Raw genomic sequence first — 12,986 nt, 5'->3', positions numbered from 1 at the left:
TTTTAACTTCCATTAGCTCTAGCTTAACTGAAAGACTAACCCTCAGTAGACCCTCCACACTGCGACGTCATAAAACGACCTACACACCCCGCTGACTACCTCCTTTGACGGTGACGTCAGGACCACGATGTTTTCCTCTGCTTCGTCCATTAAATAAGACGTAAGTATTTCCTTTGACTCGTCGTCTAAGTTCGCGAAGGGTTCGTCTATTAATAATAACTTATGGGGTTGGGAAATTACCAGTTCTAAAAGCAGTTTTTTCTTAGTCCCTTGGGAGAGTTTGGAAAACCTGGTGTTTTTCCACTTGTCGTAAACCCCGAATATGTCTTTTACACCGGTCTTGTACAAACCCTTGAATAGGCTGTAGTAGTCGTTTACGGTCAAGTGGCCGTAGGGCTCCATCCCCTCTACATAGAAGCTCACCTCTCCTTGGCCCAATTCCCTCCCAGCAAACTTCATTTCCCCTTCAGCGGGGACCACTTTGGCTATAGCTAACAGTAGTGTAGTCTTACCGGCGCCGTTATTACCTATCAGACAGACGGGGTTACTCTCTTCGACGACGATGTTGACGTCCTTAAGTATCGTCATACCCCCTCTCTTTACCGTTAAGCCCTTTATTTCAACCAAAGGTGCTCGCACATTTATATTTTCTACTCGACGTATTTAATAACACGACAAAGTCTGAGTTTAAGACTTATTACGGGTCTTATAACGGCGAGCGCCAATACACGTGTATGTGACCTTTGTCGGTTTGTAATTGACGACGGGGGGAGGGGCTTTAGCCTGGAGTCGGGTACGACAAGGGGCTTGCCCTTTAGCGCTCGACTGAGTATAATTTAAAGCGTGTGTGACGATTACTTTACCCGGGGGATTTGTCCGAAAGTATAGTGTACTTAGTCCACCCGCATATAAGCTACGGTAGACTTGGACTAAATTTAAACTTTTTTATATTATATAATAATTTATGCTAACTTAACGAAATATCAGCAGTGGGGGCTAATGCAGGCGTTGAATTTACTAGTTGCCTTTCCTCCTCAAGTTGGTTTCTATCCCTATGACCATGAAAATTATTGACACAATAGAGTACAACAGCAAAGTGTTTAATATTACGTTATAGTCGACGTAAGGTAACGCTACTCCGGAAACCTCGTTGTATGCAGTTTTAGCTTGAGCATACACTTCACCCCAGTCGTGCAGGGCTGTAGGTAAATATATCGGTAAAGTAAATAAGACGTATGGTGTAGCGTTTGCAGCGTATTTTACTAAATAATAACCGCCCATAAACACGTTGACGAAAAAATAGATTGCTATAGTGAAGAGTAGGGCAACCTTTTCGTCCGGGACGAAACTCGTGAAAGCTAACGTTGACGCTACGGGTACTGTGGACAACAAAAGGAATAACACCAAGAGCCTTTCATAATCGCCGACAGTGAACGACTGTATTGGGGGAGATACCAAGACGAAAAGGAGTAGCGAAGATGTCGACCCTAAAACTGTTAGAAAAGCCAACACTGTTATTGCCTTATACCATACGTATTTACGGAATAAAGACTTGTACACCGACTTCAGGAATATATAATGCGCTTCTTTACCTATGTCTTCCGGAATTACTGTGGAACTGTATGCACTAAAAAGGATCGACGTTGAAAACCAAATGTTGTATGACGCCAAAATGAGGGTAAAGAGGAGTACGTTTTTGAGGGGACCTACGTCCGCATAAAATTCCGTATAATATTTAAAGGAGACAAACAGGGAAATAGAGAAGAGCACATAAATTAACGTGAATATTACGAATTTCTTTGCGAAAAATAGGGACCTTAGTATAAAACCCATCATGTCACTATTAAAATGTGAGCGTGATATAATATAAGTGGGGGGAAGTCTGGTTTTACGACTTAAACCAAACTAAAAATACGCGCCTACCCCTGTGCCGGTTAGGCAAAAGACCGGGTAAAGTACAGCCCGGCGACGGTAACACCTCCCACGTGTTAAACACGCCTTATTTGGGGCCTTTATTTAAGTGGGTTTAGACGTGAAAAATTGTCCGTCAAACGACACGCTTACCTTCATGTCACCACGCCAGCTGGTGAGGCCAATATGCCAGGCCGTGGGGACGGTACACGAGTTAAACCCCATTGAAAGTGTGAAAATAGGCCTAGTAGTGTAAGGAAGGCCCACGAAGCCTCGGTAAAACTAGCTCCGAAGGCTTACTAGTTCACGGTGCAGGTAAGGGTACTGAAGGCAAGTCGACCGGAAGGACTTTGAGGGCTTACCCCCTACTTGGCACGTCATCCCCGGATCACCTATGTCAATTAACGTAAACGGGTTAAGGGAGGGGACCCGTTACCCCGACCCCGACGACTTGTCTACAAATTTACCCTCGTCGGTGGAGAAGATCGGCCTGCCCTGAGTTTATGGGCGAGGTCGTGGCCTCTGAGGCACCTGCTACACACACTACCGACAACGTTTTGAGGACGGGCATAAGGTGTGGTGGGTTAAGGGTTTAATCATCGTTAATGGGGCGGACATTGGCCCGGGACATCGTATTAACCGCTACTGCTTTAAGGAGAAAGTGTTTAATTTATGAGTCTTTTATAGCAAACTGGAAAAAGGGTTTAGGTAGATTCACTCAGTTTACTTCGACTACCACCTATTAGCTCAATTTTCTTTACCTATTTTCATTAGGCTGTAAATTATCGGGATTACACCTACGGCCAGGTTAATTAAAATACCTAGTATAATTTGTGATAACGATATCGATATATGGGGAGCAGTACCACCTATAACCGAAAAGAGTAAACTAATGGGCCGGTTTTCTACATTATTCATCGTGAAAAATTGAACTGATACGACGAGGTCCAAGTAATAATGGCTAAAACCGTGCTCCAGTATGTAAATGAGTGTACCGTTATAAAATACTGAATAAAAAAGGAAATTAAAGACGATACTAATTTTAGGGTTATTAAATAAGGAACCTAACCCGACCATTTGTATATTAATTACCACGAGTATTATGGACAAAATAACTGAAATTTCCAGCATTTGCAAAGAGGATAGACCTACTAAGTAAAAGTTGATGATTTCAGTTAAGGTCAGGCTAAGTGTTACGGAAAAAACGGACATCACAATTATCGCTGATAACACCTTTGATAATAAGTACCTCTTAGTGTTGCCCTTAAATAACGATTTTAAGAAAATGACCCTTGAGGAGTCCTTCTCTTCGGACACTATGTCAGAGAGGTATAGAGGTAGGATATAAAAGACGTCAGCCAATAAAAGGGACTCTACCGACGGGAGTACGGCGTATTTATATATCCTATTCAAGGAGACCAGTCTTTGGTATGACCCTATAGTACTTGATATAAATAATATATTTAAAACAACAAAAATTATTACTATTATATAAAACCTCCTCCTTGAGAATATTATACGCGTACTTTCTCGTATCATTGTTATTATTAGGGGCACTTTAACTTATTAAGGGGTGGTAAAGTCTGAAAACGAGACCTTTAGTCGGGTTAATATATCACACCGTGAAAGGGGGGACGAGGCCGGTAAAGGGGTAAAGACTAAAGGCCTGAGCGTTCATACTGTAGTAGTCACGGTATGTCCGTTTTTGTATTGTACGTAGGGGAAAACGCTCTCGGACGAATAAGCAAGGTCTTTAAATTACCCCGGTTTTAAGACATACCGTAATTTACTGACGCCGTTTATAGTACTTAAATTAGAGGTTAAATTTACATGTAAAAGGCTTCACAGACATTTTTTGGTTTTATAAGGGGTGTGGTATCCTACTCTATGGAGGGAATATACTGGCGGTGTCGTGTCGACTTACTACTAATTTACCTTGTTCTGTCCCGTCTCTATGTAGAAATAAATAGTTTAGGCCTACTCTCTTGTGGTATACGGGGGATTCTGTATGTGCCGTACATTCTTTGTTTTTTACTTTTTATCATCTTTTTTTATTAATTCGTTCAAATATTGTAGCTCCTTAATAGTATTAAATAACTCCTCCTTACCCCTTTCGGTTATTTTGTAAATTACCTTTTTCCCGGTGATAAAATAAAAGCTCTCCTTACGTTCCACTAAGCCTTCCCTTAACAATATCTTAATGTGCGAGTCCAAGTTCCCTTTAGTTATCCTCTCCTTTTTTTCGATGTTATTCACGTCGTTAATCATATTTAATAACTCGGTAAACGAGAGGGGGCCCCTTATATAAAGGAACACGAGCACGAGGGTCTTAACCCTATCTAATAGCAATATATATCCCTCCCGCCAGTAAAAGTATAGAAGCTACGAGAAAGGAATTGGCTACCCCTACAAAATAGTAGACAGGGGAAATGAGGAGATAAGTTAGGGAGAGCAAATAGATACCCCTGTTAAACCTATTCGTAACCGGGCTCCCGGGGGGTAACAACAAGAGGACAGGGGCTAACGGCGTCGCTATAGTCTCGAATAGAGGGACACTATAGTAGGGCAAAAACCTATTGATTAAGAAATAAATCACAAGTAAAATTATTTTAAGTAAAGAATAGTTTAACATGTTTTTAAAGCCTAAAAACAGCTTGTTTAATTTAATAAATTGTATTGATATGAGGAATAAAATAATGTAGGAGCCTGCTATGACACCTGTAATAGCTTCACCGACAATAATGCTAATAGTTAAATTTTTTAGAGATATGGAAAGGTAATCGGTAAGTGTTGAACCGGCAATTAGGAAGAAATATATTGAGGAAAATTTCACATACCTGCTCATAAAAACCGTATATATCGCTATTATGTCGTCCTTGGTGAGTTTTTCACTCATCAATTTTATACTATTAAAGTGAATTCAAAACTTTTTCTATCTCGAGTGTGCCCGGTAGTTTTTGTCTTTAACGGAGCGAGGTCTGTAATACTTGTGAGATAACTAGGTAAGTATATTGAGCCGCATTACCACTCTTTTGACTAGATGTTTTCTGCTTTAAAGCCTTTTTCCTTCACTTTTACACGTGAAGAGCCATAGCCTCGCCAGCTTATTATTTAGGTCCCCCCATAACACCGTTTTCACAGTGCACTATCATATCAAAGGTAGCTCGTTACACTTCTCTTACACAGCAGGCAGAGACGATGTCGGTCAATGGTCTGCTTTATTGGCTGCGGGTTATTAGAGGTCTGAACAAGTTATTAGAGGTTTGGGTACACGTAGTCATGATCAGGCTAGGGGTTTACTTTATGTCATCCCCCCAGGTATCACTTTCAACACCTCCTCTTTTTGTTTTTAAGGGCCTTTCTAAGTCTAATACCTCCGGTGACTAAGGGTAACCGATCTTTTAGCCGACCAAACGTATGGGACGTCTTAAAGCGATACTCCATAACCCACTGCAATATATAGGCATGACTGCAGTGAGTAAGGAGGTCGCTGGTTTCTCCCATGACGGAATGTCCCCACACGGGCACGCTTACTCAGTACCGTTAGTTGCAGTCCCAGCATTGGTCGAGGAGTATAAAAGGACGGACATGTTAGACCACGTAGAGGCTGGGGGGAGGGGAGAGGCTATTCAGGTGAGGGGGCATAAAGGAGGGGCATAAGGGTGTCGAAGACATAAGGGGTTAGGTCTAACCTGGTTTTGGAACTAGTAAAGGGTAGTAAGAACACCTCCCTTTTATAACATATGGTAACGGGGGGGGGGGGGGACTACGTTTACCGACTGCTTAGCGAAGGGGTGACTTGATGTAGGACTACGTATTTGACGGTGTAAACTAAAGTAAGGAGGGAGGTGTTGGAGGAGGCCAAGAGGTATGGCGTCGATGTGTCTGAAGTATTGAGGAACGCGTTAGAAGAGGAGGTCAAAAGGGAGGAGGAAGAAGAGGCTAGAGGGGCCGCGATTAGGATAGCTAACGAGTTAAAGGTCTCAAGGGAGGAGGTAGCTAGGCTGATAGGGGAGGACAGGGAGAGATGAAATACGTGCTCGGCCCGTCCGCTTAATAAACCTGGTACTCAGGTTAAAGGACGGTGTTATACCGGTCTTTAGGTAGGGTTTCGTCTTCCAGCCCCGCTTTTCATGAGGAAGGACTTCTTTCGGAAAATTAAAAAGACCGGACTGGTAGGGGACTTCATAAAAGCCGTTAAGTTTGTCGACGTCGAAGACGTGGGCTTTCAAAAGGAGTTGGGGTTAACACATTTTTCTCTTGCTGGAATGGCGACTGGTGCTTATCTAATTTCCCTTAACAGTTTTAGTAATTTTTCATTTAGTTTTAATTAGATACGCCATAATTACCTAATAGGTGACTTCTTTACACTTTTTAGTGACTTAGTTGATAATTAGAGAACTAAAGAATTTTTGATAATGCGAGTTATAGTTTCTCGGTTTTAAAAACCTAAATGCTTCTATAGGCTGTAGTCCCCAAAATGTCTTATTTTCTCTGGGTTCCTCGTTCTTAATATGTAATATCCAACTATATGGAGTAATAGGACGCCCCACGCTGCATATACTGCTATATTGAGAGGAAATGCTGGAGCTGGATAAGTACCAAAATATATTACTGCTAAATATAATCCTATGGAAATTAATGGTACTACTATGTGTTTTACTATATTTGCCTTTCTTAACTTTATCTTGTGTGATATTAGCCCGATTGCAACAAATAAATGCCCTAAAGCTACATAAAACGAACCGAAGGTTATCAAGAATATACTAGCTTCTAACGGCCCTAAAATATACCCGCTAATAAGGCTAACCAAACCAGTGGTTATGCCAGTTAGTATTATAGCATTACCTGGAACTCCGTAATGGTTAGCCTTAGAGAAAACTCCGGGGTAAAGTACTCCATCCCTAGCCATCCCGAATATCATTCTACTACCACTTGTAGCAAACGCTAAAGCAGAGGAGTTAAACATAAACGCTACTAAGAATATGAGGAGACCAACTACGATGGGGTTAAAATACTTGCTATATATTATAATCATCGGATCTGGTAAATTAGCATACTTAAACATATTATTTATCCCATAGACTACCGTTTGGGCATAAGAGTTAAGAATTAACCCAATTCCCAAAAGGAGGAAAGTTATGAGGAGTGCTTTAGGTAAAGTTTTCTTAGGTATTTTAGCTTCTTCTGCGACTCCTATTGGTGTAGTAGCTCCGCCGAATGTCGTTATTCCAAATATCATTGCAGTTAGTACTAAAGCCCAGTCGTTATTAACTGGGACTGCAGTAAAGGGGTAGATAGTATTCTTAGGACCCGTTATTATAATTAAATATAGCGAAGTTATTATTAAGAAAACTATTGATATTAGACCTATAATAAGATTGAGAACTCCGCCCGGTTTTACTCCAAGCCACATTATTAATGTGATTTCAGCCGTGACTACAACTACAATTAAAGCCCATAACCATGGCATTGTTGACTGTATACTAGGAGAGATTAGGTAAATGAACGAGGCTAACCCTAATATTCCAAAGCCAGCTGCACCAGAAATAAGATATTGGTAAACATATCCGTAACCTACAGTAAACGCCGCTAAGCTACTATTAAGGCCCTTCTTTATCATAGCGACATACCCGTAAGAGGCTGCGATATCTTTACTCCACTCATAAATTACTACTAAGGTGGTAGCATAAATTAAATATGAAAGGAGGACTGTAAGTGGCATTGCCCCGCCAACTAGCCCAGCTAAACCTACAAAATAGAGTGTTGCGACTGCTATTGGTGCATTAGCTGCTATACCGTAACTTGCAACTAACCACGTTCCTAGGACACCTCTCTTAATCCCAGGTTTTTGCAAATCACCCTTTTTATCTTCCATAAATATAATTAGAGACGGCGGAAAGATTTTTCCTTTTTCACCTTAAAATAACCCTATCACTTTTGTTTATTCTTTTAACGGGGTTAAAAGAAAAGTTTATAAGAACACAAGTTATTTGTAATTCACTTCACACGACGTTTTTAAGTATAAGATGTAATAAACAGTTTTCGAAATGTTAATCGAGATCGATTGAGGAGACTAATTTATTAATTGAATTTCTTAAATGATAAAGGAAATCTTGTTTGCTTATTCCCAATTTTTTAGCTACATCATTAGCCTTTACTGCTCTAGGATAATTAAAATATCCCATTGAAATTGCGTTTTTAAGAACTAATAACTCCTTTTCAGATAGACCGTAATATAGTATATCTGAGGGTTTTATTTCATTAATAGAAATACTATTAATATTAAATTTTTCAGTTAGCTTATTAATAACAGATTTACTTAGCGAAATTATTTCCCATTTTTCTAATTTCTGTCTCACAATATTTTTGTGATATAAGACGTTATTATCAGATAATAAATACCCAGATACTGTACTGTCTATTTCCTCAAGAAAGTCAATAATATAACCTCCTTTAATCGTCCTATATTTTAATATATCATATACATTTTCGGATTTCTCTAGGTCTTTTATTAATAGTCGAGGTGATATTATACTAACTTTTATCTTATTATTATTGTGTTTTGATATATTTAGTGTAACTACCTTATCCTTAACGTTGCTTGTCCAGCAACCGTCATGTAATGTTGAAAAGTTGATCCTATATAGTTTCTTCATCCTAACGGGTTATTGGCAAGTTCTAATAATAAAGTTTTTTACTTACTTCTTAAAAATTTTTCAATTTTATCCTTCTTCTCATATCACGTATTTTTTAAACTTTTTATTTTTTCTCTCAGCAGGCACTCATAGACCGAACTAGTCTTTTCAATGTTTTTTAGTTCTATATATTCATTCACGACATGCGCCTGTTTAGGATCTCCGGGACCAAAATTGACTGAGACAGAGTCTTTGTAGAATACCGCATCGTATCTTAGACTACTGATAGACTTTTCTGGGTTTATATTTAAAACAGATTTGACGCAATACTCTAGTTGTTTAGTCAGATCCGACTCTTTAGAGATATGACCATATACTATAGATTTTATTTCGAATTCGTAATTTATTCCCAACCCTTTCGAAACTTCTTCGATAATCTCTTTATCAAAAAGCTCTCCTTCATTAGGTGAAATAGCCCTATAATAACTAAAGGCAAAAAACCCTGGTACTATTCCGTCACTATTAGAAGAATTAATAGTATATCCGCCTAAATTAATATTATATTTCTTACTCAATCCTTCATTTAATTTAAGGGCAAGCCTTGACGCTTCAAGAAATGCGTTTACGCCCTCTTTCGCCATACTTGCATGGACCTGTTTTCCGAGTACTTTTATAATACCCCTCATTATACCGTAATGCCCAACGTAAATGTTTGGAAAGCTAGGCTCTCCAAATACTACCTCTTTGGGTTTAATTCCGATTTCCTCAGTTAAATACCTAGAACCGATTCCGCCGCTCTCTTCATCGGGAACAAAGGCTATCTCTATCGGTGTCTCATTGAATCTTGACAGAGCTAAATATAAACTAACTATAGCCCCTTTCATATCCGATGTCCCTCTGCCAAACGCTTTGTTATCAATTATCTTCAGTTTAAACGGTTCTGTTACCCAATTATCCCCGGGTGGAACTACGTCATAATGAAAATTAAAATGAAGTAATGGTTCTCTGGAATTTTTAGCAATCAGTATTACCCTTTTATACCCTTTATGTTGAGGAGAATAAATATAATTTTTATCGATGTACTCTTCTGGAATAGTTATAAGCTCAGTTTTAAATCCTAATCTAGAAAATAAATCCTTCAAATAGCTTACAATCGTTTCATATTCTTTTCCCGGAGGGTTTACAGTCTGAATCTCTACTAGATCTCTCAATAACGGGACAATCACCGCTCTACACTCTCTTGGCCTTAACCAAATTTGATTTACCTAGTTTGCTCTCTAATTCCATTAACTCGTTTTCATCATATACTTTTCCGCCCTTTTCTAAATACTTTATAAGTTCGGTGCAAAATCTCGATGCATGTTCTAACATTATTAGGTTTTGGACTCCAGTCTCATATCCGGGTATCACCTGTTTAGAAACCGTAGCTAAGCCAATGACCGGTGAAGAAGTATACAGCCAAGGGGAAATCAAAGTACTAATATGATATACATTATAGTCTAGAGGTGTAAGATCACCGGTAGTAAGAGGTACCATATAAATTTCGTGTTCAGTAACTCTATTATAGATATCGATGACGTTATCATGCAATTTCAATATATAACCGTCTTTAATAACATGTGTTAACGCAAAATCGTCGTATTTTGCTAACCTATTCCCCTTAGTAGAATCTATAGATAATATAAATGAAGCTGTAGGGTCTACTTCAATTTTTAATGCGTCGTCTAGTCCCATTAATGGGATCATAAAGTCAAACGGTCTGTGAGGGATCAGCTTAGCTCTAGTAGCTAAATTTGTAACAAATACTATATCAATATCAAATACAATTCCTTTATCCATCAGGTCAAGGAGTTCGAAAAGTGTAGTTAACGTGATAACGGCACCATCAGCGTCAGAAACTAAACCCTTATTCGTGTTAACCATCTGTATTGCTCCTAACCTCCCTAAAATTTCAATCTTGTCCTTCCCCCCACCTTTATATACGGCTTTAATATAAGGGACTTCTCCCACTATCGTTTCCTCATACTCAACCTTATTTTCTAATCTCTTTCTAATCGTCTCTAGCGGACTCTTAGATTCTAAGATACCAATTACGTCAATCAGCGTCTTCAAAATCATATTCTCAGCTTCCCTGGGTTTAGAATATCATACGGATCAACCATTTTCTTTAGTTTTTTCATTAGTTCTAGTCTATATTCCTCATCAACTCTGTCATTCACTGCCAGGGAATGTATTTCAAACGGTATACCCTCTTTTATCATTATTGAATCTATTAGTTCGAAATTGCTTTTATCTGACATGAATACAGTATAGATTATCGTTTCCCCTCTTAAAGTCATGACATCTCCGTGAATTAATACGTTTGGACCTAGAGCTTTCTTTATTTGACTTACGACACTTAGAAAACTATTTAGGGGTAGCAATCTTACTTCATAGAAATAGTTTGGAAATCTAGTTAGTTTACTCATAGTCACGTAAATCGCTGCAAACGCTAATTCGTCTAAAAACCTCATATTTATTTCTTCTCCGAAACTTTTAGTACTAGCTAATATAACGTTCCATTTACCCGGTCTAACTCTACCTTGAGAGACCAAAGTGAAAGCTTCTTCGTCTTCTATTGTAATTCTCCTTATGTTAGGCCTTTCTTTTTCCATATCTTTTAAGAACTTGACTACCCCACTGACGTCATTGAAACGAACTAATTGGTCTTTCCAGTCTTCGTAGTCAATAACAGCTACTTCGGCCCCAGTTATAATCCCAGTAGCCCCGGCAGCTTGAGCTACGGCTAAAGTCATATCTCCAGTAAGTTCTTGAAACCCATTAGGACCTACTATTTTTACACGTCTAATCCCATTACCGTGGAAGTGGTACCCAAACTGGTAAGACCCTATTCCTACATCACCACCGGCAATGTAACCTCCTAAGGTAGATATATAAAAGCTACTAGGATATACCCTTAACTCCTTCCCTCTTTTTCTTAAATAGTTAAGTGATTGCAAGACTTTAACCCCCGGAGATACTTTTAAAAATCCCCCATCAAGTCCCAATACCTTGTTCAATTTCTGAATATCAACAACTATTGAGGGAAAAATTGGCAAAACTTGACCAATTGTCGAAGTGCCAGCACCTCTAGCCAATAGAGGAATACGATATTTACTACAGACTTTAATAGTATATTCGATGTCGTTCTCGTCTTCAGCTATTACAGCACCTAAAACCCTTTTACCCATTTTTGAAAGAATAGGTGAAACTAAGTAAGGAGATTTTGAATATTCATCTATAATTTCTTCGGTATCAATAAATTTAGAACCAAATTCTTTTTCAAATTCTTTTTTAGCCAACAAAAAGGTCTCCATCAGGAGTATTTTTAAAGTATTTGTATTAAAGAATTTCCTTTAACTTAGTTAAAAAATATTACTTAATTGTTTCAACAACTTAACGCAGACCATAAGCCACTAACTCCCCTTTTGAGTTTACCGCCCTAACTCCAGTAACGCGATCCCATACACGAATTCACCTATACTGCAAGACCACCGCTGAAAGACCCTCCAACAGTAGTGCCTTCGTTAAACGTCGATGGATAAACTTTTGCCGTTCAAACGAATTGTGACGCCGGTTCTGCTTCTATCTCGTTAAAGGATATCCATCTTACTTAAGCCCATTAAAGTTCCTCCTTTAAGAGGGATAACCCCACCTATGTTATCCTTACCCCCAGCTCTAGGTACTATGGGTACTTGGTCTTCAATAGCGATCTCTACAATTTTTATGACGTCTTCCTCTGATTGTAAACTAAAATGCCGGCGGAATGTTTTACTGACAACCCTATAAGGAAGGGCGATGCATGGCTGAAGCCCTTTGATTTTTCCTTAACCAGTTTAATATCGTCGTAAACCTCTTTATTGACTATTTCTTCCTTGTTCTTATATCGTAGTTTTTACTGTTTCTTGCCCGTTTATAAATTTTTCATAATCGTTATTAGTTGACACTGTGCTTCCCTTCTCTGTCTAACATGCGTACACATAAAATTACTATACTTTACAAGAACACGACAGATAAGATGTAACCCTGATAATTTCCTTAAAAATTACTACAGTCACCCCGGATTTCATGCCCGCGGTTCCTCTTCAGTTATCTAGAATTAAACCTAATATTTGTCTACGTAGTGGTACTACTAATCATATAACTCTAAGTAAAGGAGGTGCCTAAAGGCTTCAGAACTGTTACTTCTATGAGGCATCAGCTTCAGATAGTGAAGTTTAGGCCCAACTTTCCCTAAAAGACTGCTTTACCATTGAGGATTAACATATTTTGTTATGTTAAGTCTAGGGGGCGTTGTATTGATCGGCTTTCAATCCCATGAAGGATTAACAGACAGTGTGGAAAGTACAGCCTGGAAAGTGTTGCCGTATCTTTCAATTCCATGAAGGATTAACCTAC

12 protein-coding genes and 1 CRISPR repeat array (1 of these 13 only partly in view) are annotated in these 12,986 nt (G+C 38.8%); of the genes, 2 read left to right on the top strand and 10 right to left on the bottom strand.

Annotated elements, in window-relative coordinates:
- Positions 1 to 42: 42 nt before the first annotated feature.
- The 5 genes from KN1_RS05355 to KN1_RS05335 all read right to left on the bottom strand — a co-directional run bounded on the left by KN1_RS05355 (position 43) and on the right by KN1_RS05335 (position 4,807).
- Positions 43 to 627 (bottom strand): ABC transporter ATP-binding protein, encoded by a 585-nt coding sequence (locus tag KN1_RS05355; protein ID WP_221289818.1) that lies wholly within the window; start codon positions 625 to 627, stop codon positions 43 to 45.
- 390 nt (positions 628 to 1,017) lie between these two features.
- A complete protein-coding gene (locus KN1_RS05350) occupies positions 1,018 to 1,836 on the bottom strand; it encodes a hypothetical protein (RefSeq protein ID WP_221289816.1) in 819 nt (272 codons plus the stop codon).
- A gap of 822 nt (positions 1,837 to 2,658) precedes the next feature.
- Complete coding sequence (locus tag KN1_RS05345) at positions 2,659 to 3,450, bottom strand: hypothetical protein (RefSeq protein WP_221289814.1); 792 nt, start codon at positions 3,448 to 3,450, stop codon at positions 2,659 to 2,661.
- 492 nt (positions 3,451 to 3,942) lie between these two features.
- Entirely contained in the window at positions 3,943 to 4,260 is a 318-nt protein-coding gene (locus KN1_RS05340) for a winged helix-turn-helix transcriptional regulator (RefSeq protein WP_221289812.1), read from the bottom strand.
- Positions 4,247 to 4,807, bottom strand: coding sequence for a hypothetical protein (locus KN1_RS05335; RefSeq protein ID WP_221289809.1), 561 nt, complete (start codon positions 4,805 to 4,807; stop codon positions 4,247 to 4,249). Before KN1_RS05335 ends, KN1_RS05340 begins: the two co-directional genes overlap by 14 nt.
- Positions 4,808 to 5,328: 521 nt before the next feature.
- Between KN1_RS05335 and KN1_RS05330 the strand changes: the two genes are divergently transcribed.
- Both KN1_RS05330 and KN1_RS05325 read left to right on the top strand, forming a co-directional pair.
- Positions 5,329 to 5,571: a hypothetical protein gene (locus KN1_RS05330; RefSeq protein WP_221289807.1), complete on the top strand. Its 243-nt coding sequence runs from the start codon at positions 5,329 to 5,331 to the stop codon at positions 5,569 to 5,571.
- A 188-nt stretch (positions 5,572 to 5,759) separates the two neighbouring features.
- Positions 5,760 to 5,942 (top strand): type II toxin-antitoxin system CcdA family antitoxin, encoded by a 183-nt coding sequence (locus KN1_RS05325; protein WP_225905791.1) that lies wholly within the window; start codon positions 5,760 to 5,762, stop codon positions 5,940 to 5,942.
- Positions 5,943 to 6,370: 428 nt separating this feature from the next.
- Here KN1_RS05325 and KN1_RS05320 read toward each other — a convergent pair whose 3' ends face one another.
- The 5 genes from KN1_RS05320 to KN1_RS05300 form a co-directional block, all read right to left on the bottom strand.
- Positions 6,371 to 7,789 carry an APC family permease gene (locus tag KN1_RS05320; protein WP_221289805.1) on the bottom strand — a complete coding sequence of 473 codons (1,419 nt, stop codon included), beginning with the start codon at positions 7,787 to 7,789 and terminating at the stop codon, positions 6,371 to 6,373.
- A gap of 175 nt (positions 7,790 to 7,964) precedes the next feature.
- Positions 7,965 to 8,570, bottom strand: a complete 606-nt coding sequence (locus tag KN1_RS05315; protein ID WP_221289803.1) for a helix-turn-helix domain-containing protein — start codon at positions 8,568 to 8,570, stop codon at positions 7,965 to 7,967.
- 83 nt (positions 8,571 to 8,653) lie between these two features.
- Positions 8,654 to 9,775: a M20 family metallopeptidase gene (locus KN1_RS05310; protein ID WP_221289801.1), complete on the bottom strand. Its 1,122-nt coding sequence runs from the start codon at positions 9,773 to 9,775 to the stop codon at positions 8,654 to 8,656.
- 4 nt (positions 9,776 to 9,779) lie between these two features.
- A complete protein-coding gene (locus KN1_RS05305) occupies positions 9,780 to 10,667 on the bottom strand; it encodes a DUF1177 domain-containing protein (protein WP_221289799.1) in 888 nt (295 codons plus the stop codon).
- Positions 10,664 to 11,905 carry an FAD-binding oxidoreductase gene (locus KN1_RS05300; RefSeq protein ID WP_221289797.1) on the bottom strand — a complete coding sequence of 414 codons (1,242 nt, stop codon included), beginning with the start codon at positions 11,903 to 11,905 and terminating at the stop codon, positions 10,664 to 10,666. Before KN1_RS05300 ends, KN1_RS05305 begins: the two co-directional genes overlap by 4 nt.
- A gap of 989 nt (positions 11,906 to 12,894) precedes the next feature.
- Positions 12,895 to 12,986: a CRISPR direct-repeat array (repeat unit 24 nt; unit sequence CTTTCAATTCCATGAAGGATTAAC) (it continues 1,933 nt past the right edge of the window).

The organism is Stygiolobus caldivivus, assembly GCF_019704315.1.
GTDB lineage: Archaea > Thermoproteota > Thermoprotei_A > Sulfolobales > Sulfolobaceae > Stygiolobus > Stygiolobus caldivivus.
Note: the sequence above shows the minus strand (reverse complement) of the source record. Positions and strands in the feature narration are given on the sequence as shown.

Excerpts from the sequence above, each read along its gene's own strand:
- KN1_RS05305 (WP_221289799.1), bottom strand. The coding sequence starts at position 10,667 with ATGATTTTGAAGACGCTGATTGACGTAATTGGTATCTTAGAATCTAAG.
- KN1_RS05315 (WP_221289803.1), bottom strand. The coding sequence starts at position 8,570 with ATGAAGAAACTATATAGGATCAACTTTTCAACATTACATGACGGTTGC.
- KN1_RS05330 (WP_221289807.1), top strand. The coding sequence starts at position 5,329 with ATGGGACGTCTTAAAGCGATACTCCATAACCCACTGCAATATATAGGC.
- KN1_RS05320 (WP_221289805.1), bottom strand. The coding sequence starts at position 7,789 with ATGGAAGATAAAAAGGGTGATTTGCAAAAACCTGGGATTAAGAGAGGT.
- KN1_RS05345 (WP_221289814.1), bottom strand. The coding sequence starts at position 3,450 with ATGATACGAGAAAGTACGCGTATAATATTCTCAAGGAGGAGGTTTTAT.
- KN1_RS05350 (WP_221289816.1), bottom strand. The coding sequence starts at position 1,836 with ATGATGGGTTTTATACTAAGGTCCCTATTTTTCGCAAAGAAATTCGTA.
- KN1_RS05300 (WP_221289797.1), bottom strand. The coding sequence starts at position 11,905 with ATGGAGACCTTTTTGTTGGCTAAAAAAGAATTTGAAAAAGAATTTGGT.
- KN1_RS05335 (WP_221289809.1), bottom strand. The coding sequence starts at position 4,807 with ATGAGTGAAAAACTCACCAAGGACGACATAATAGCGATATATACGGTT.